At 56.3% G+C, this 18473-nt stretch carries 17 protein-coding genes; 7 read left to right on the forward strand and 10 right to left on the reverse strand.

The window, feature by feature from the left end; translation table 11 throughout:
* Positions 1–61: 61 nt before the first annotated feature.
* The 5 genes from FZ041_RS03855 to FZ041_RS03875 all read left to right on the forward strand — a co-directional run bounded on the left by FZ041_RS03855 (position 62) and on the right by FZ041_RS03875 (position 4989).
* A complete protein-coding gene (locus FZ041_RS03855) occupies positions 62–493 on the forward strand; it encodes a YlqD family protein (RefSeq protein ID WP_075441897.1) in 432 nt (143 codons plus the stop codon).
* Positions 465–992 (forward strand): ribosome maturation factor RimM, encoded by a 528-nt coding sequence (gene rimM / locus FZ041_RS03860; RefSeq protein WP_075441899.1) that lies wholly within the window; start codon positions 465–467, stop codon positions 990–992. The genes FZ041_RS03855 and rimM overlap by 29 nt, the downstream gene beginning before the upstream one ends.
* Positions 982–1728 carry a tRNA (guanosine(37)-N1)-methyltransferase TrmD gene (gene trmD / locus FZ041_RS03865; protein ID WP_149188587.1) on the forward strand — a complete coding sequence of 249 codons (747 nt, stop codon included), beginning with the start codon at positions 982–984 and terminating at the stop codon, positions 1726–1728. The genes rimM and trmD overlap by 11 nt, the downstream gene beginning before the upstream one ends.
* A 194-nt stretch (positions 1729–1922) precedes the next feature.
* Entirely contained in the window at positions 1923–3995 is a 2073-nt protein-coding gene (locus tag FZ041_RS03870; RefSeq protein WP_149188588.1) for a methyl-accepting chemotaxis protein, read from the forward strand.
* A 139-nt stretch (positions 3996–4134) separates the two neighbouring features.
* Positions 4135–4989, forward strand: coding sequence for a tetratricopeptide repeat protein (locus tag FZ041_RS03875; protein ID WP_075428322.1), 855 nt, complete (start codon positions 4135–4137; stop codon positions 4987–4989).
* Between the two features lie 52 nt (positions 4990–5041).
* Here FZ041_RS03875 and hypF read toward each other — a convergent pair whose 3' ends face one another.
* Positions 5042–7402 carry a carbamoyltransferase HypF gene (gene hypF / locus FZ041_RS03880; protein ID WP_149188589.1) on the reverse strand — a complete coding sequence of 787 codons (2361 nt, stop codon included), beginning with the start codon at positions 7400–7402 and terminating at the stop codon, positions 5042–5044.
* Positions 7403–7870: 468 nt separating this feature from the next.
* Here hypF and FZ041_RS14745 point away from each other — a divergent pair, with 468 nt between their 5' ends.
* Positions 7871–8797: a substrate-binding periplasmic protein gene (locus FZ041_RS14745; protein ID WP_149188590.1), complete on the forward strand. Its 927-nt coding sequence runs from the start codon at positions 7871–7873 to the stop codon at positions 8795–8797.
* A gap of 644 nt (positions 8798–9441) precedes the next feature.
* The gene (locus FZ041_RS15025; RefSeq protein WP_439653961.1) at positions 9442–10623 is read left to right on the forward strand and encodes an ATP-binding response regulator; all 1182 of its coding nucleotides are present in this window, start codon (positions 9442–9444) and stop codon (positions 10621–10623) included.
* Positions 10624–10700: 77 nt separating this feature from the next.
* Here FZ041_RS15025 and FZ041_RS03895 read toward each other — a convergent pair whose 3' ends face one another.
* The 9 genes from FZ041_RS03895 to FZ041_RS03945 form a co-directional block, all read right to left on the reverse strand.
* The gene (locus tag FZ041_RS03895; RefSeq protein WP_002596236.1) at positions 10701–12317 is read right to left on the reverse strand and encodes a recombinase family protein; all 1617 of its coding nucleotides are present in this window, start codon (positions 12315–12317) and stop codon (positions 10701–10703) included.
* 490 nt (positions 12318–12807) lie between these two features.
* A complete protein-coding gene (locus FZ041_RS03905; protein WP_002596234.1) occupies positions 12808–13002 on the reverse strand; it encodes a transposon-encoded TnpW family protein in 195 nt (64 codons plus the stop codon).
* A 14-nt stretch (positions 13003–13016) separates the two neighbouring features.
* The gene (locus FZ041_RS03910; protein WP_439653960.1) at positions 13017–13826 is read right to left on the reverse strand and encodes an ATP-binding protein; all 810 of its coding nucleotides are present in this window, start codon (positions 13824–13826) and stop codon (positions 13017–13019) included.
* 29 nt (positions 13827–13855) lie between these two features.
* Positions 13856–14650: a replication initiator protein A gene (locus tag FZ041_RS03915; RefSeq protein ID WP_006356266.1), complete on the reverse strand. Its 795-nt coding sequence runs from the start codon at positions 14648–14650 to the stop codon at positions 13856–13858.
* A 72-nt stretch (positions 14651–14722) separates the two neighbouring features.
* On the reverse strand, positions 14723–15109 hold the full coding sequence (locus tag FZ041_RS03920; RefSeq protein ID WP_002596231.1) for a cysteine-rich VLP domain-containing protein: 387 nt from the start codon (positions 15107–15109) through the stop codon (positions 14723–14725).
* Positions 15099–16724 (reverse strand): relaxase/mobilization nuclease domain-containing protein, encoded by a 1626-nt coding sequence (locus FZ041_RS03925; RefSeq protein ID WP_002596230.1) that lies wholly within the window; start codon positions 16722–16724, stop codon positions 15099–15101. The genes FZ041_RS03920 and FZ041_RS03925 overlap by 11 nt, the downstream gene beginning before the upstream one ends.
* Positions 16696–17094, reverse strand: a complete 399-nt coding sequence (locus FZ041_RS03930; RefSeq protein ID WP_002596229.1) for a plasmid mobilization protein — start codon at positions 17092–17094, stop codon at positions 16696–16698. The genes FZ041_RS03925 and FZ041_RS03930 overlap by 29 nt, the downstream gene beginning before the upstream one ends.
* Positions 17095–17591: 497 nt before the next feature.
* Complete coding sequence (locus tag FZ041_RS03940; protein ID WP_002586615.1) at positions 17592–17804, reverse strand: helix-turn-helix domain-containing protein; 213 nt, start codon at positions 17802–17804, stop codon at positions 17592–17594.
* Positions 17797–18219, reverse strand: coding sequence for a sigma-70 RNA polymerase sigma factor region 4 domain-containing protein (locus FZ041_RS03945; protein WP_002586616.1), 423 nt, complete (start codon positions 18217–18219; stop codon positions 17797–17799). Before FZ041_RS03945 ends, FZ041_RS03940 begins: the two co-directional genes overlap by 8 nt.
* Between the last annotated feature and the right edge of the window lie 254 nt (positions 18220–18473).

Here is an 18473-nt window from a genome sequence, read left to right on the forward strand (position 1 = left end):
CAGCGGCAGGTTCATGCTTTACATGGGCAGGCCGCTATTTCTATGTATAGGAGGAACTGTCATGGATATGATTTCACTGAAAATGCCGGTCACGATCAAGGCAAAGCTGACGGAGAAGCTCAAGGCAAAAATCATCGGTGACCTCGAAGAGGGTATCAACCGCGCGGAACTCGAGGTTCAGCAGCTGAACATCCAGGAAAAGCGCGTGATGCAGGAGAACCAGCCGGAGGATGCGGAGAACCCGACGCCGGAGGAGATCCAGCGTTTGCAGTCCATCCAGGCGCATTTCGGCCAGGAGCGCCAGAAGCGCTTGCAGTACCGTGAGGAAGCTATGGCTCGCAAGGAAGAGACGGAGAAACTCGTTCTCGGTGCTGAGATCGTGCAGGGCACGCTGGAGCGTCAGGTTGACGTCCATGTGGGCGATGACATGCGCGAGCTCATGAATGTGGAAGTGCTGGTGGAAGATGACAAGATTATCGCCATCCGCAGCTAAGAAGCGCGTCACCATCGGCAAGGTCGGTGCGGCCCATGGCATCCATGGCGAGATGCGCATCATCCCGCTGACGGATTTCACCGAGCGCTTTGCGTCGATGAAGGAAGTCATGGTGGGCGATGAGCTGCTGCATGTGGAAAGCTGCAAGTATCATAAGCAGTACGTGCTGATGAAGTTCCGCGAGTATCCGGTCCGCGAAGACGCTATGCGCCTGACGGGCAGGCTGCTCACGGTGGACCGCAGTGAGGCGGCGCCGCTCTCCGAGGGCGAGTTCTACACCTTCGACATCATCGGCCTGACGGTCTATGATGTGGGCGGCAAGGAGCTGGGCAAGGTGGAGAACGTCCTGCGCACGGGCAGCAACGATGTCTACCAGGCGCGCCGCACCGATGGCGGTGAGCTCCTGATCCCGGCCCTCAAGGCCGTTGTCAAGGAAATCGATATCGCTGGCGGCCGCATGGTCGTCGATATGCCGGAGGAGATTTCCGATGCGCATTGATATGGTGACGATCTTTCCGGAGATGTTTGCCGGGCCATTCGGCGACAGCATCACGAAGCGGGCGGTGGACAACGGCATCCTCGACATCCACTTCACGAATTTTCGTGATTATACGGAAGACAAGCACCATCACGTCGATGACACGCCCTTTGGCGGCGGTGCGGGCATGGTCATAAAGCCTGAGCCGATGTACAAGGCTGTGCGTGATGTGCTGGCAAAGACGGAGGAGTTTGCCGCCAGCCGCCGCGTGCTGATCATGGACCCGTCGGGGCCGACCTTCACGCAGGAAAAGGCCAAGGAGCTGGCCGGCTACGAGCAGCTCGTCTTTATCTGCGGCCACTACGAGGGCTTTGATGCGCGCATCTATAAGCTCGCCGATGAAGCCATCTCGATTGGCGACTTTATCCTGACGGGGGGCGAGCTGCCGGCCATGGTCATCACCGATGCGGTGTCGCGCATGCTGCCGGGGGTGCTGGGCGCTCCCGATTCGGCGCCGACCGACTCGTTCTACGACGGCCTGCTGGAGTTCCCGCAGTACACGCGGCCCCGAGAGTTCGAGGGCATGGCAGTGCCTGAGGTGCTCCTGTCCGGCAATCATGCGAAGATCCGGCAGTGGCGCCGCGAGCAGTCGCTGCTCGTGACGAAAAAATACCGGCCTGACCTGCTGGAAAAGGCCGAGCTTAGTGAAAAAGACCGTATTTTCCTGAACCGTCAGGAAAGCGGTACAGACTGTTAGCAACAAATTCCAACCCATAGGCAATAGCGGCTGTCAGCCGCTGGCCCATGGGTTTGCTTCTTTGTGGGAAAAAGATGGAGGGGCAGAAGGAATTTTGTACATGATTGTCGTATAAAAGAGGTATCGTAGGATTATACTGGCATTTGGCCGGTGTAAGATTTGGGGTCTCGATGAAAGAATAAGGAGATGATAGGATGGAAGAACTTCTGGCACGTTTCAGTGTCAAACAGAAAATCATGGTTCTTGTTTCGGTGGTATTTGTAGCGACGATGCTGGTATTGGGCATTGTCCTCGATCGCATCATCACGAATCATGAGATGGAAAACTTTGTTGAGGAGACGGATTTGCAGGCAACGCAGGTAGATACGTCGATGGATCTTTTCCTGCGCGGTCTGCGCGATGGCCTTGTCAATATGGCCAACGATCCAATCCTCAGAAACGGTGGCGGCGTCACGGTGTATATCGATGGTGAGGCTGGCGCCGATGGCATGATTGCCATGGATCCGCAGGCCAAGGGCGGCTTTGAGCTGCAGGCCTATCAGCTGTTCCAGCGTATGGCGGAGGCCAATAAGGGCGTCATTTCCGTTGTCAGCTATGGTACGACCGATGGCGGCTACCTGCAGTATCCGGCCGTAAAGCGCAAGAAGGGCTATGATTCCCGTAAGCGTGACTGGTTCAAGGAGAGCATGGCTGACACGAATGCTGTACGCATCACGAAGCCGTTCAAGACTTCGAAGGGTACGCCGACGGTCGGCATCTTCGCTACGGTCAAGGATATGTCGGGGCAGCCGCTTGGTGTCCTGGGCTTAAACATTGACCTGCCGGTAGTCACGGACATGATTTCGCAGATCAAGGTCGGCGAGACGGGCTATCTGATGATGCTCGATGCGGACAATGTCATCATTGCCGATCCGAAACATCCAGATGCAGCCTTCAAGAAGCTCGAAGAGTCTGAGCTTGGCGATATCGCGTCAATCAACATGAGCGCTAAAGGCTTGCAGGAAATCGAGCTGGATGGTTCGAAGAAATTTGTCGATATTTATGTATCCGATAAGACGGGCTACAAGTATTTGACGATTGTCGATAGGAGCCAGCTTATGTCGAGCGTCAACAGCATGCGCATGACGCTGGCTGTAGTGCTCGTCGTAGCGCTGGTGTTGATCTTCTTCGCGACCATGTGGATCTCGAACATCATCGTTTCGCCGCTGCGCGGCCTCGAGCAGTCGGCTGGCCGCATCGCCAATGGCGACCTGCGCCAGAATGACCTGACCATCGAGACCGATGATGAGATCGGCAACCTGGCCCGTTCGTTCCACAAGATGTCGGACGAGCTCAAGAAGCTGCTGGGCCAGATCAAGGGCAGTGCCGACGAGGTATCGAACTCCTCGGGCCAGATGTCCCATGGTGTCGAGCAGGTCGCCCAGACCATCACCCATGTGGCTGAGCGCGTCGGCGATATCGCTGAGTCGGCCAATACGCAGAATGAGACGATGACTGGTGTTGTCGGCCATATCCGCAACATGACCGAGCAGGTCACGAACATCGCGGAGGCCTCCGAGCATATCAGCAAGACTTCGAGCAAGGCTGGTACGGCTGCCTTTGAGGGCGTTGCCGCCATTGAAGATGCCGTCAACAAGATGCGTGAAGTATTCGGCACGGTCAATGAGTCGGCAGCTGCTGTCGGCGAGCTGGGCCGCCGCTCGGAAGAGATCGGCGAGATCGTCAGCACGATCCAGAGCATCGCTGAGCAGACGAACCTGCTGGCACTCAATGCTGCCATCGAGGCAGCCCGTGCTGGTGAGCAGGGCCGCGGCTTCTCGGTCGTTGCCGATGAGGTCCGCAAGCTGGCTGAGCAGTCCTCCGAGGCTGCCCAGGAGATCGCCCAGAAGATCGGCGGTGTCCAGAAGGTCACGATCCAGGCAGTCGATTCGATGAATGCCGGTACCGAGCAGGTACGGGTAGGCAGCCAGGCTGTCAAGGAAGCTGGCGACCAGTTCAAGGTCATTGCCGAGCATATCCGCATCGTCGATGAGATGGTCAAGGAGTCGGCAAGCAATGCCAACAAGGTGGCCGATGCGAGCATGGCAGTGCTCAAGGATGCCGAGAATGTCGAAGCATCCACGAAGCGCATCACGGAGAACATCTCCTCCATTTCGGCCGCAACCGAAGAGCAGTCGGCTTCGATGGAAGAGATTGCCGCTTCGAGCCAGCAGCTTTCGCGCATGGCTGACGAGCTGCAGAATGAGGCCAACCGCTTTAAATTCTGATGATTGACCGGTCTTGTGACTGGTCCGGATAGGATGCACCGCCGTGTGATACGATATCACGCGGCGGTGCATTTTCGTTTTGGGGCACTTTGTGGTACAATATACGAATGTGACATTAGGACAGGAGGGTATCACGCAGATGAAAGAATCAGCCCTGACACAGGAAATCAATGCGGCTATCACGCAGGCCGTCGATGCCTGTGAGAACAAGAATACAGAAGAAGCCGCAGCTATCCTCAAGAAGGAAATCGAGCGCATCGAGGCGCTCAATCTCTATGCGGATGGACAGGCCGATTATTACGATTTCAATACGTTGATGGAAATGGTCATGTTCCAGAGCCAGCATCCGGAAATCCAGCCGGTGGCCGACATCGAGGAGCCAGTGAACCGGCTCTATGCGATGTATGGCTCGGTGCTTTTAGAGCTCGGCGAGCTCGACAAAGCTGAGGAGGCACTGGCGATCGCCATGGACTGGAATCCGATGAGCGCCGACATCGCCTTTGAACATGCGGAAGTCTATAAGCAGAAGAAGGATATGGAGACCTTCAAGCAGCTCACCACGAAGATCTTCTCCATCTGCTACAAGCGCCGTGAGATTGCCCATTGCTATCGCAATCTCGGCTATTACTTCGTCGAAAAGCAGATGTGGGATGAGGCCGTCGGCTGCTATCTGCTCAGCATGACCTTTGCCGAGGCGGAGGGCCGCTTCCAGGCGGAGAACGAGCTCAAGTATATCTACGATGAGACAAAGGGCGAAGCAACGCGTCCTTCCCTGGGGGCGATGCGTTCCTACGGCGAGAAATACCAGTTCCCGATCGGCCCCGATGCCAAGATCATCGAGACGGCCATGCTCTACGGCAAGACCATGCTGGCGAACAAGAAGCTCCAGCATGCCTCGTATTTCCTTGATATTGCCTACAAGCTCACGGAAAGCAAGGAACTCAAGGAGCTTCTGGATGGAATCAATAAACAGCTGGGCAGTGAAATGCATTAAATTCTATTAACGGGTACGAAAAATGGCCTTCCCTTGGCGGAAAGGCCATTTTTCAGTGGTTTATATGGTACATGGCAGCCACAGCCTGTCCCAGGCAGATGCCGCCGTCGTTGGGCGGGATAAGGCTATGGCGCAGGACGCGGAAGCCTTTAGCCTTGAGCGCATTGCTTACCAGCGTGACCAGCAGGTGATTCTGGAAGACGCCGCCCGAGAGCGCGCAGGTGGTAAGGCCCGTGTGCTCCCGCGCCTTATCGCAGGCGGCGGTGATGCAGGCGGCAAGGCCGGCATGGAAGAGAAATGCCAGCTTCTGCGGATCGGTTCCTGCCAGCCGCTCGGCAAGGATATGGCGGAAGAGCTCATCGGTAGCCAGGATGATTGATGGGTCAGCCGTTGACGGGGCAAGATTTGACTTGTCAGCGTTTGACAAGTCAAGCCGGCGGAGGTCAGGCGCTGACTTGTCAAGCTCTATGGCTTGCGGGGGGAGTCCCTGGGCCGTAAGATAGCTTTCGGCGGCGAATTCAAGGTACATCGAGGCCTCGCCTTCGAAGGTCGAGGCGGTGCGGATGCCGAGCAGCGCACTGACCGCATCGAAGAGACGGCCGGCGCTGGTGGAGCGGATGGCGTTCACCTTGTTGTCGGCCATGAAGAACTGGGCGGGCAGGTCTTTGGCTGCGCAGAGATGCAGCGTATTGGCAAGGGCCGTGACTTTTTCTTTATCGTTATAGAGCCCGTAGAGCATGGCGATAGCAACGCGCCAGCCTTCGGTGGCGGCTTTGTCGCCGCCGGTCTGCAGGAAGGGGGCGATATGGCCGAGCCGCGTGAAGCCGGCGTAGTCGGCGCGCAGGATTTCGCCGCCCCAGATGGTGCTGTCGATGCCGTAGCCTGTGCCGTCGAAGCTCACGCCGATGACCGGTTCATCGCAGTCGTTTTCGGCCATACAGGAGAGAATGTGCGCGTAATGATGCTGGACCGGGAACAGCGGGAGCCCGAGCTCTTGGGCGATGGCCGTGGTGTTGTAGCGGGGATGCATATCGCAGGCTACGGCAGCCGGTTGGGCCTCGAGCAGCTCCGTGAGCCGGCCGATGGTCTCACGCAGGGCCTGCATAGTGCGCAGGTCGCTCATATCGCCGACATAGGGCGAGGGATAGAAGAGATTGTTCGAGCCCACGCAGAAAGTGTTTTTGAGCTCGCCGCCGATGCCGAGCACCTGTCCGTGGAAGTCGTTCTTCAGCATAAAGGGCAGCGGCGCAAAACCACGGCTGCGCCGGATCATATAGGGCTTCCCGTCAAGCCAGTCCATGACGGTATCGTCGGCGCGGATGCGGATCTTGCGGTTATGGGACAGCATCAGGTCCGTAAAGCCCGACAGTGCTTCGCGGGCGCCGGCGTCGTCGCGGCAGATGGGGGCACCAGCGGGATTGCCGCTGGTCATGATCAGGGCATCCGGCATCGTGATGCCGTCGGGATAGTCGAACAGCAGCATCTGCACAGGGGCGTAGGGCAGCATGACACCGACCTTGGGATTGCCCGGGGCGACGCTGTCACTGAGCTGGCCGCCAGCCCTGCGCTTCAGCAGCAGGATGGGCTTCTGGTGTCCCGTCAGCATTTCCTCCTGCCCGTCTTCGAGGTGGCATTCGCGGCGGATGGCGGCCATATCGCGCATCATGATGGCAAAGGGCTTGACGGGCCGGTGCTTGAGGGTGCGCAGGCGGTTTACGGCCGCATCGTTCTGGGCATCGCAGCAGAGATGGAAGCCGCCGATGCCCTTGATGGCGACGATGCCGCCCGCGGCGATGGTCTGACGCGTCCGCGTGATGGCCGCAGCGCCGCGGCAGTCCTCATTGCCAATGATATAGACCTCAGGGCCGCAGTCGTTGCAGCACACCGGCTGGGCATCGTAGCGGCGGGTAGCCGGGCTCGTGTATTCTTTTTCACAGGCTGGGCACAGGGGGAACTCGCCCATGCTCGTGCGCTCGCGGTCGTAGGGCATGGAGTCGAGGATCGTCAGCCGCGGGCCGCAGGCCGTGCAGTTGATAAAGGGATGCAGATAGCGGCGGTCGTTCGGGTCGAAAAGCTCAGCGCGGCATTTGTCACAGGTCGCGATGTCGGGGGAGACGAAGATATCGCCGCGTTCCTTGGCGCTTTCGATGATGGCAAAGCCCGTGTAGGTCTCGGGAGCGTCGAGACGCTCCGTGTCGAGCTTCAGGATGGTGGCGCGCTCCGGCGGCTCGCTCTCGATGGCGGCCAGGAACGCGTGGACAGCCTCCTCGCTGCCCTGGGCGAAAATCTCGACATATGGGCCCTTGTTGCAGACGCTGCCGAGGATATGGAAGCGCGCGGCCAGCCGGTCGACGAAGGGACGGAAGCCGACACCCTGGACGATGCCGTATACTTTGCTATGGAAAAGAGACATAGGCTTGCAACCTTTCGTAGAGGATTTATTCTATCTATCATTATAGCCGTTTTCCTCGCTTCGTGCTATATGGACGGCGGCGAGATTAGAGGCTGCTGGGAGTCTCCTTAAAGTTTACAGAAAAAGTGTAAAATGGAAAATTATTTCAGCAATAGGGGTACTATTTTCGATAAAAGTGTGTTATACTATCATTGTCGATAGGAATTAAACCGGATATCCCACCGGTTTGCATCGGAACCTATCGGTCTCTTCTCTGGAAACTTATCCCAGTTTCCAGTATCCCATTTCCTTACATCTTTTTAGATAGAAGCGGAGTCAGTGGAGTGACTCCGCTTCTTCGTCTTCAGATACAGGGCCCCGGATTTGTCCGGGGCTTTTTTCGTGGCGATAAATCTGCGGCAAATAAAGGAAGACGCCCCTCGGACAGCGAATATCTGAGAAAAGGAGTTTCAGCGAAAGGGGATTGCTATGCGAAGCGTGCTATCTGTTTGGCTGTGTCTGCTGATGGTGCTGCAGTTCTGCCTGGCAGGCGTGGCGGCGGCCGAGGGACGGGCGCAGCATGTCGTCCGTGTGGGCTGGTTTGATTCGTCGTTCAACAGCATCGATGCCTATGGGCGCCGGACGGGCTACGCGTATGAATATCAGCGCCGCATTGCGGCCTATACGGGCTGGCAATACGAATATGTCGAGGGCAGCTGGGGAGAGCTGCTGCAGATGCTGCAGCAGGGAGAGATCGACCTGCTGGCCGACGTGTCCTATAAGGAAGACCGTGTCGGTACCATGCTGCTGTCCAACTATGCGATGGGCAAGGAGGATTACTATATCTTCATCGATCCCGCGAAGAACCGCATCGATCCGGATAATTTGTCATCACTCAATGGGAAAAGACTGACGGTGTTCAAGGGCAGCATGCAGTCACAGATTCTTAGGAATTGGGTGGCAGAGCATGGCCTGTCGGTGGATATCCTTGAGCTGGCGGCGTCTTGGCAAGAAGCCGACCGTCTGCTGAAAAATGGCGAAGTCGATGGTTTTGTCACCAGTGCATCTTATGATCTTTATGTGGATAATGCCGACCCTGTGGCGCGCATCGGTTCGTCGGATTACTACTTTGGCATCAATAAGAACCGCCCGGATATCAAGGAGGAGCTCGATAAGGCCATGAACCTTATCCTCAGCCAGAACCTTTACTATAACCGCAACCTGAACCAGAAATACATGAGCAATACGGGGTGCGGCGGTTCTTGTCCAGCGATGAGCGCGAGTGGCTCAATGCTCATGGCACGATTCGCATCGGCTATCTCGACAACATGCTGCCATTCTGTGCCCAGGATGCCTTCGACGGCCATGTCAAGGGACTGCTGGCCGACTACATCCGCAAAGCCATGGGCGGGATGAAGAATTCGAAGCTGTATTTCTCGCCCATGGCCTATCCGACCTTGGACGATGCACTTGATGCCCTGCAGGAGGGCAAGATCGACTGCGTGTTCCCGGCTGATTTCAGCGACTATGAGGCTGAGCAGCAGAACCTGCTGGTCACGACCCCGCTGGCCGATGCGATGATCATGGCTGTAATCCGGCCACAGGACAGCGGGATGTTCTCCCTGGAGGCTGAGCTGCGCTGTGCGGTCGTCAGCGAAAGCCCCGAGGTGGACGGCCTGCTGAAGGATAAATTCCCGCGCTGGAAGCCCGTGTATTTCTCGAGTGTCGACGATTGCCTGCAGGGCGTCGCCCGCGGCCGGGCGGACTGCTTCCTCATCAACAGCTACCGCATGGGCAGTATGCGGGACAAGATCGAGGAATATCATCTGACCGCTGTGCCGACCAACAAGAACAGAGGCATCGCCTTCGTGACGCGGCCGGACAGCATCCAGCTCTATGCTATCCTCGAGCGGCTCAATCAGGGCATGGACAGTGCCGAGGTGAACGATTCGCTGACGCGCAATACCTATATCGACCAGAAGATCTCGGTGAGCGACTTCGTCAAGGCCAACCTGAGTCTGGTCTTCCTGCTGGTGGCCTTGATCGTGTCCTTCATCGTCATGCTGCTGCTGCAGAGCCTGGCGACGGCGCGGAAGACCAAGGCGCTGAACCAGAAGCTGCAGGAACGGCAGGCAGAGCTGGAGACGGCCAAGAAGCAGGCCGAGGTAGCAAGCGAAGCGAAGACCTCGTTCCTGTTCAACATGTCCCACGATATCCGCACGCCGATGAATGCGATCATCGGGTTCTCGAACCTTTTGCAGCAGAACCTTGACAACAAGGAGCAGGCCCGCGACTATATCCACAAGATCCAGCAGGCCAACGACTTCCTGTTGTCGCTGGTCAACAACGTGCTCGAAATGGCGCGCATCGAAAGCGGCAAGATGACGGTGGATGCAGAATACGCAGACATGCGGGCGCTGATGGAGTCGACCTGCTCGGTGTTCGAGGCCCAGATGCAGGACAAGCGGATCACCTTTGCCTATACGCTGAAGATGGAGCATCCCGAGGTCCTGGTGGATAAGACCAAGGTGCGGGAGATCTTCCTGAACATCCTCAGCAATGCCTATAAATACACGCCGGAGGGCGGCTTCGTCACCCTGGAGGTCTGTGAGCTGCCCGGTGAGCAGGCGGGCCAGGCTATCTATCAGACGACTGTGGCGGATACGGGCATCGGCATGCCCGAAGACTTCCTGCCTCAGCTGTTTGAGGCCTTCACGCGGGAGCGCAACACGACCACCAGCGGCATCATGGGCACGGGCCTTGGCATGCAGATCGTCAAGAAGTTGGTCGAATTGCTGGCGGGGACGATCAGCGTGTCGAGCAAGCTGGGGGAGGGCACCACCTTTGTCGTCCGGCTGCCTCTCCAGCTGGCGGACAGGGACGAGGGGGAGAAACTGCAGGCCGAGGCAGCTGGCAGCATCGCGGACTACCGGGGGATGCGCATCCTGCTGGCCGAGGACAACGAGCTCAATGCGGAAATCGTCATCGCCGTCCTCAGCGAGCAGGGCTTCGAGCTTGAGCATGCCATCGACGGTGCCGACTGCGTCGAGATGCTGGAGCGCGCAGAGCCCGGCTACTATGATTTCATCCTGATGGATGTCCAGATGCCGCGCATGGATGGCTATGAGGCATCGCGGGCGATCCGCGCCCTCGCTGATCCGTGCAAGGCTGGCATCCCGATCATTGCGATGACGGCCAATGCCTTTGACGAAGACAAGCGCAGAGCTTTTGCTTATGTGTGATAAAGAAGCAATAGAAGTGCAAAAAATTTTGCCGTTCCTATCCGACACTTGGCCATTGTGTCGGATAGGTCGGGCGGTTATTCGGGCAAGTCAATCTTGCCGACAAAGCTGTAATAAATCTCAATGTCCTGCCTGCGGGTGCCGTTCTCATCATAGCTGCACTCATGCACCACAATTTTCTCGATCATTTCCCGCAAGAGAGTGGGGGTCAGTTCTTCAAAGGCAAGGTGCTTGCGGACAATGCCCATAAATTTCTCGGCGTTGACGGTAGCTGCCTGTGACTTGTCCAGTTCGGCTTGCAGGGCGGCGGCTCTCTTTTTCAGCTCCGCTTGCTCGGCTTCGTAGTCAGCCGACAGTTCCATGAAACGCTCATCGCTGATTTTGCCGTTTACATTGTCCTCATACAGCCGCTTGATAATGCGGCTGATTTCAGAAATGCGTTCCTGCGCCTGTTCAAGCTGCTTGATGGCTGCGGCGGTCTTTCGCTTGCCGCCGATCTCGTTCTGCTGGACAAGTAGTTTCACAAACCGGCTCTCATGCTTGGCTGCGTATTCGGTCACTTGCCGGAGATTTGCCAGGACACCAGCGGTCAACAGATCGGTGCGGATAAAGTGCGCCGTACAGTTGCGGGTGCGCTTCTTGTAGCTGCCGCAGATGTAGCAGTCCTGTTTGCGGTCTTTGTTCTGATACCGCTGCTGATACAGCACATGGCCGCAGTCGGCGCAGAACAAAATCCCGGAGAACAGCCCCACTTCATCGTAGCGGTTCGGGCGTTTGCGCTGTTTGCGTAACTCCTGCACCCGTTCCCATGTTTCCTTGTCGATGATCGGCTCATGGTGGTTCTCGAAAATGGCCTGCTTCTCGACGGGGTTCTCTATGCTGTGCTTGACCTTATAAGAAGGCTTTTCCGTTTTGAAGTTCACCAGACATCCGGTGTACTCTCGGTTTTCGAGGATATGAACGACGGTGTTGGTCGCCCATTTGCACTCATAGCCTGGGTGATAACGGCGGGTGCTGCCTGTCCGCTGATATTCCAGCGTCCCCGGCGTGGGGATTTGCTGCTCCGTCAGCATACGGGCAATCTTGGTCGGGCCGTTCCCGGCAAGGCAAAGCTGGTAAATCTGCTGCACCACCGGGGCGGCTTCCTCGTCTATAATAAAATTCTCGTCCTCGTCCATCACATAGCCGTAAACCGGCTTGCTGGTAACAGGCTTGCCGCTCATGCCTTTTGACTTTTTCACTGCCTTGATTTTCTTGCTCGTATCTCTCACCAGCCATTCATTGAACAGATTTCGCAGCGGGGTAAAATCGTTGTCCATGCCCTCGCTGGCACTGTCCACATTATCGTTGACAGCGATAAAACGCACACCCTTTTGAGGGAACAGCATTTCCGTGTAAAACCCTACCTGCAAGTAGTTTCGCCCTAACCGGCTCATGTCCTTGACGATGACCGTACCCACTTTCCCGGCTTCAATGTCCGCAAGCATGGCTTGAAATCCGGGCCGCTGGAAGTTCGCGCCGGAAAAACCGTCGTCGGTGTACCAGCGCAGATTGGTAAAGCCGTTCTGTTTTGCGTAGGTTTCGAGTATCCTTTTTTGGTTCGATATGGAATTACTCTCGCCTTGCAATTCATCCTCGTGGGACAATCTCGGATAAAGGGCGGTAATGAGGTTTTGGGTGGCTTGTCTTAACATAAAATCCTCCGTTTCCGACAGCCAGCCCCACTATTCCGTGGTTTCATTGTACCACGGAACGGCGGGGGCTGTACAGCGGCAAAAGCGTTAAATTTGCTTCTTTACAGCTTTTCAATTTTCCGATTTTTATGGTATGGGTTGTCGTCCCATATTTGCAGTAGAAAAGTTCATAACTCCGTGGTATACTCTGATTTAACAAAAAAATCAGAAGTTAAAGGAGAAAACATGAAGTATACAATAGATGAATTAACCGCGGCCAAAAGGCAAATTGATTCAACTCTGCACAAGCTAAGAGAAACAGTAAAAACATTTGAATCAAAGGATAATTCCGAGCGTTATAAATCACAAATCACATTGGCAAAGAGAAGAATAAAAGCCTTTGAAATTGCAAATTATTTTATAGAGAATGAGATTAAGAATTGCTAAAGCACTTCCGATTTTCGTTCCAGCGGTCATGCTCCCTGGCATGGCCGCTTTTCCATGCCCCGGTTCACGCCGGATAAGTCGGCTCCTGTGTAGCAGCGGCTTCCGCTTCCAGTACCCGCGCCATTTTGTCGGCGGCTGTGGTTGTGGTGTCTTTCTTGAAATAGCCGGACACGACAAGGACGGAATTGCCCATGCGGATTTCCGTCACACAGTCAGGGCGGCGGGTGGTGCGGGTGTCGTGCTGCTTGTTATCTGCCATAGGCAATACTCCTTTCAGTCGGTAATCAGTTTCTTCATGCTCTCCATTTTCCGCTTGGCGGTTTCCTGCCGGAAGTTGTCGCCGGTAAAGCGTACCGGGACGCACATGGAAAGCAGGCGGTCATAAATCCGGGAATGGGCGGTGTCCTCCGGGTTGTGCAGGTCGTCCAGCGTAAGGTTGGTCGTGACGATCAGCGGCTTGCCGCTGCGGTAACGGCTGTCAATCACATTGAACACCTGTTCCAGCCCGTATTCCGTCCCGCGTTCCATGCCGAAGTCGTCAAGGATCAGCAGCGGATAACGACAAAGGCGGGAAATGTACTCGTTGCGCCCCTCAAAGCTGGCGGCAAGGTCATTGAGGATAAGAGCAAAGTTCGTCATGCGGACGGGGATTTCTTTCTCCATGAGGGCGTTTGCGATACAGCCTGCAAGGTAGCTTTTGCCGGTGCCTACGCCGCCCCAGAACAGGCAGCCGATATTGTCTGTCCGCATATCTTCCCAATGCTCCACATACCGGCGGGCAAGCCCGGTCTGCGGGTTCCTGCCGTTGTCGTTCTCGAAAGTCCAGTCCCGCATGGTGGGGTCGGTAAAGCCCCGGCGTTTCAGTTCTTCCACGGTGTCAAGGTGTCTGCGCCGCTTTTCGGCGGCTTCCCGTTCCTCGCGGGCGGTTCTCTGGCAGTCGCACTCTGCCGGGTGGCGGTCGCGCCCGAAGATAGCGGCCTTATCCGGCGCAAAATAGGCTTCTTTCGGCTTGCGGCACTTGCCGCAGTACAGTAAACCGTCCTCGCCGGTGTAGTCCTCCGGCTCCGGGATGGTGGTCGTCATATTCTCCAAAACCGCGTTGATTTCATTCTTCATAAACTCTCGCCCTCCTTGCATGAGTAGTCTGGTATGCCCTTTTTAGGGGCTTCCTTTTTGTCGTTCCCCGCCCATATCCGCAGGGCGGCGGCATAGTTCTGGTAGCTTTTCCCGTTGGCGGCAAGGTAGCGGCTCATTTCCTCGATGAACCGTTCCAGCCTGTCAGGGTACTCTGCCTGCAACTCGTCGTATTCGGTCTGTGACAGAAAAATATTTCCATATCGGCCATAGGGCGCGGACGGCCCCCCACTCACTCCCTTTGTTTGGCTCTCTGTAAGGTTGTTTATAGTAGTTTGGTTAGGGGACGGTTTTCCGACCATCATAAGGTCGGTTTTCTGACCATCAGTAGGACGGTTTTCCGGCTCTATGAGGGGCGGACTTCCGGCCATCAGTTGGTCTGAAAACTGTACCTGTGGCACTGGCGGTACTTTGACATAAAGCCGGTTCGGTGCGGAGAAGCCGCCCCGTTCCCGTTCCAACAGCCCCGCCGTGTCCAGTTCATTAAGCGCCCCCTTGATGGTGGTGCTGCCTTTATCCAGTATTTCTGCTATCTCCGCGATGGGATAGATAATATAAATCCTGCCCTCGTCGTCCAGCCACTTGTTTTTCTGGGAGAGGGTGGAACGGTCTAACAGCAGCGAATACAGCAGCTTGGCGGTCTGTGAAATCTCCATTTTCAGCAGGAAACGGGGATACGGCAGATAGGCGGGCAGCCGCGTGTCTGCCCTGATATAATCAGCGATAGGATCACCTCCCTGTGTTCGGGTTGATTTTGGCGTATTGTCACGCATTAAAACGCCGTTTCCGGGGGAAAAGGATAAATGTATCGCGTACCCTTTGACACCCACGAAAAAAGCCTTGATTTATGCGGGTTTGAAAGGCTCTAAAGCGTGACATCTCTGCCTTTGTTTCCGCTTTCTCTCGGCGGCTTTGATTTTCTTCATGCGCCCGGCGCAGTCGGGGCAGTATTTTCCCCGGTTGGATTTGGGGACAAAGGCCGCCCCGCAGACGGCACACCGTTTCCGGCTTCCCCGGCACAAGAGGGCTGCGGCCAGCTCCCCGTCAAGGGGCAGGACAGCCACACGGAACCAGTGGCACATGAGGGAAAAGGAAATGCTCTGGACGCACACGCAAGGCTCCCCGTCGTCCAATAGCAGGCAGTTCCCCTCATCGTAGTTACAGCACTCATGTACCAGCCGCCGCGCCCGCCGGTGCTGGCGGTAGTCCATGTGGGGCAGGTTATCGCTCATGGCTCTGCTCCTTTCTGCGGTGCGGCTCGTCCCGGCGCAAAATCTGGTCGATGTTCCGCTTGACGGTCTGCAACTCCTTGAACCGCTGTTTCTGTTCGTGATAGGTGTTATACAGGCCGTCTTTCTCGGAGATAAGCTGCTCGATCTCGGCCTGCAACGCTTTCCGGGCGGGCAGCTTGGTAATGCCATGCGCCTTGAAATACCGGGCTGCTGCGTCGGCTATGATAAAATCGCTCTCATGGGCCTGCCGGTATGCGGCGCGGGCTTTCTCGGATTTCTGTGCCCGCAGCCCGTCGCGGGCGGCCTTGGTCTGGGCGTAGGCCAACACCTGCCGCTGCAACTTCTTTTTCCCTTGCAGCTTCGTTTCCAGTGCTTTCAGTTCGCCGCTGGTCTGGCGCATTTTCTGATAGGCGGTGTCAACGGCGGCTTCTAACTGCTCCGGGGAAGTAAAGCCGTATTGCTGGTAGACGGACAGCGTTTTGGCGGCCTGCTTCAGATTGTGTATCTTCGCCCAGCGTTCATAGCCCCGGCCTTTGCCCTCGGCCATTTTCTGCTCAATGTCCACAAGCCGCTGCACTCCGTCCTGTTTCGGGGCGGCTATCTCGGCTCTGGCAACCTGCAAGCGGTCTTTTATGGTGCGTGGGGGATCGGGGGATCTGGCTGGCGCTTCGGCTGCTCTGGCGGCGTTTTGCTCTAAAACGGCAAAGACAGCGGCGCGGTCAAAATCGTCGCCCAGCTTCCGGGCGGTAATTGGCTTTGTCCTGTCCGGCGTGAGGTAGGAAAGCCGCCCCCGGCTCTCCTTGACGGTCACACCCTCCTGCAGCAACAGAGAGGAAAACTCGTCAAAGCTGGCGGCGGTGGCAAGGGCTTTCCGTAGGGTCTGCCGCAGCTTCTCCTTGTTCGTTTCAAACTTGGTCTGCCGGGGCGTGATACTATCGGCAATCATGGGGGCGTTCTGCTTGTCCAGCGCGGCCTGTCCCTTTTTCTGCGCCCAATACTCCCGGTCGGTGACGCGGTTCTTGCTGCCGTTCAAGAGGTCGATTTGATAAAGCCCCTCCCGGTGGCACATCTCCATGACTTCGGATTTGAAGTAGCGCAGGGCAGCGTCGGTACATCGGTGCTTGCAGCCGACTTTCGTATCGGCCGGCCTGTCCATGTAGGGCAGGAACGGCACTTCCTCAATCCGCAGGCTGTTTATGACGATATGCACATGAATGTTGCCGCTGTGGTTATGCCCGTCCGGGTGGGTGCAGACAAGGGCCTGGTGGCCGGGAAAATGCTCTTTACAGAATTGTTCCCCCAACGCCTGCGCCCGGTCTACGGTCAGGCCGTTGTCCGGCCCGTCCCGCGGGTCAAAGCTGATGATGTAGTGGTGGCTTTTCACATCTTCCCGCCGCTGGTTTTTCTGATAGCGGAGATTGGCCCGCATACACGCAACGGCAAAATCCTCCCCGTCGCAGTTCAGCGTGGACAGCCGGTAGTCCTCGCGGGGGATAAGCCTGCCGGTTTCATCAAGGACGGGCTTCATGGTAAACTCGTCATGCTCAAAGAGAAGATATTGCTCGGCGGCTCCGTAGTCGGCGTTTTTAGAGTTGATATGCTTGAGTGTTGCCAACCGCGTCACCTACTTTCTTGAGGACTTCATACTTGAGGACGGCAAGGTCGGATATGGCGGCGCGTACCTCGCCGGAAAGGGTGTTGTAGGGTACGCCGTATTCGTTCAGATACCGGGCAATCTGATTGAGGTTGCCGCCGATCCTGCCGTACTCGGCTGTCAGCTTCCCGACAGCGGAAAGCAACTCGTCATTGACCGACGACACATGGACAACCGGGCGTATGGTCGCCCGCCGTATCGCCTGCCGGAGAAATTCGGACTGGCTGATACCATAGGGCGCAAGCCGCGCTGTGAAGTCGGCATACTCATCTTCGGACAGCCGGGTTTTCACAACGCGGCTGCGGTGGGGCGTGTTGTATTTCTTTCGCATGGTGTGACCTCCTTTCTCGCCCGTAAGGGCGCATGAGCAGGGTTTGGGGAAGGCACTCCCCAACAAGTTTCCCGCGAGGGGCAAAACTGCAGAATTGCGGATTTTGGCACCGTGGTAGAAACTTGCTCTCCGTGACTGCAAACTTTCTCTCACTTCCGTCCGCCACTTTTTTGGAAAACTGCAACCACAAAAGTTTGTTTCTCTTTTTCTGCTACTACTAATCCTGTAAAGGGCATTCCTGCCCGCTTTCGCTAAAATGACACCGGACGCAGTGGTTTCTACCCGGTGTTGGAGAAATCCTTTCTCTTTGCCCTCTACTACGGGTAAATGCTCCAAATGCCAAACACCAGGGCAGAAAAATTCCCTCCTCGCTTACTACTACAACCGGCAGGGGGCAAAATGGCCGGGAGCGGAGCCGGACAACAAAAAAAGCAGTAAATCTTTTTCAAGACTTACTGCTTTCGCTGGCCGCGTCGGTGGCGGCTGGTATTCAGTTTTTATGACTTGTCCGGTGGTTCGTCAAGCCGGAACTTGAATTGACAGTCAATTAACCGCTGCTTTACATAGTCCTCCACCTCGGCGTTGACCTGCCCGTTCACTTTTGAGAAATAGCGGATATATCCGGCGTAGTGGAGCAGGACAGCGTTCACGGCTTCTGGGTCGCCCTCACGGGCTTTGAGGATTGTTTCATAGGGGAGAAGTCTACTCATACCGGCTCACCCCCATTTCTTCGCGTAGCCGCTGCAAGGCAAGCTGGATATGCCGCCCCGCTGTGCTGCGTGACCGGCCAATACACGCGCCGATCACGCGCTGCGGCTGGCGCAGAAAGTAATAGCGCAGGATTTCTTCCCGCGTCTGCTCCGGCAAAACAGAGATCGCGTCGGCAAGGGCGGCGTTGCAGAGCAGGACGGTCTGACCGCAGACGGTAAATGGGTATTCCTCGTCCGGCTCCGACGCGGCAAACTGGACAAACTTCTCGTTCATCAGATAGTCAAGGGAAACTTGCCGTTCCCATTGCCGTTTAAGCTTCAAAATCTTGTCCAAGGCGGCACAGCGGATAACAGTCTTGCAAAAGGCGTTGTACCTGCGCTGGATATATTCTTGATAGGCTATCTGGTCGGTCATGGAAATTCCCCTTTCTGAATAATAGTGCGGGGCGGTGGCACTTCTTGCTGTCGCCCCTTGATTGCCTACCAGCAAAGGCGGGCGGGGCTGTCAACGGCTGCGCATATGCGCCGTTCATCTTGACCGTTGACTGGCTCGGCTGGGTTTGCTATTTACCCGACAAACTTGAATTTATTTTAAGCTATCACGTTTTACCTTCTTAAGCCTTACTATCATTACCATAGGAATTTCTTTGTTGGTTTTAAAACATTCTT

Origin of the sequence: Pseudoselenomonas caprae, from assembly GCF_008271345.1 — a bacterium.
Taxonomy (GTDB): domain Bacteria; phylum Bacillota; class Negativicutes; order Selenomonadales; family Selenomonadaceae; genus Selenomonas_A; species Selenomonas_A caprae.

Excerpts from the sequence above, each read along its gene's own strand:
- FZ041_RS03870 (WP_149188588.1), top strand. The coding sequence starts at position 1,923 with ATGGAAGAACTTCTGGCACGTTTCAGTGTCAAACAGAAAATCATGGTT.
- FZ041_RS03910 (WP_439653960.1), bottom strand. The coding sequence starts at position 13,826 with ATGACGACCACCATCCCGGAGCCGGAGGACTACACCGGCGAGGACGGT.
- FZ041_RS03940 (WP_002586615.1), bottom strand. The coding sequence starts at position 17,804 with ATGAGTAGACTTCTCCCCTATGAAACAATCCTCAAAGCCCGTGAGGGC.
- rimM (WP_075441899.1), top strand. The coding sequence starts at position 465 with ATGACAAGATTATCGCCATCCGCAGCTAAGAAGCGCGTCACCATCGGC.
- FZ041_RS03930 (WP_002596229.1), bottom strand. The coding sequence starts at position 17,094 with ATGCGAAAGAAATACAACACGCCCCACCGCAGCCGCGTTGTGAAAACC.
- FZ041_RS03920 (WP_002596231.1), bottom strand. The coding sequence starts at position 15,109 with ATGAGCGATAACCTGCCCCACATGGACTACCGCCAGCACCGGCGGGCG.
- FZ041_RS03855 (WP_075441897.1), top strand. The coding sequence starts at position 62 with ATGGATATGATTTCACTGAAAATGCCGGTCACGATCAAGGCAAAGCTG.
- FZ041_RS14745 (WP_149188590.1), top strand. The coding sequence starts at position 7,871 with ATGCGAAGCGTGCTATCTGTTTGGCTGTGTCTGCTGATGGTGCTGCAG.
- FZ041_RS15025 (WP_439653961.1), top strand. The coding sequence starts at position 9,442 with ATGCTGCTGCTGCAGAGCCTGGCGACGGCGCGGAAGACCAAGGCGCTG.
- FZ041_RS03915 (WP_006356266.1), bottom strand. The coding sequence starts at position 14,650 with ATGCGTGACAATACGCCAAAATCAACCCGAACACAGGGAGGTGATCCT.
- FZ041_RS03905 (WP_002596234.1), bottom strand. The coding sequence starts at position 13,002 with ATGGCAGATAACAAGCAGCACGACACCCGCACCACCCGCCGCCCTGAC.
- FZ041_RS03945 (WP_002586616.1), bottom strand. The coding sequence starts at position 18,219 with ATGACCGACCAGATAGCCTATCAAGAATATATCCAGCGCAGGTACAAC.
- FZ041_RS03895 (WP_002596236.1), bottom strand. The coding sequence starts at position 12,317 with ATGTTAAGACAAGCCACCCAAAACCTCATTACCGCCCTTTATCCGAGA.
- FZ041_RS03875 (WP_075428322.1), top strand. The coding sequence starts at position 4,135 with ATGAAAGAATCAGCCCTGACACAGGAAATCAATGCGGCTATCACGCAG.
- hypF (WP_149188589.1), bottom strand. The coding sequence starts at position 7,402 with ATGTCTCTTTTCCATAGCAAAGTATACGGCATCGTCCAGGGTGTCGGC.
- trmD (WP_149188587.1), top strand. The coding sequence starts at position 982 with ATGCGCATTGATATGGTGACGATCTTTCCGGAGATGTTTGCCGGGCCA.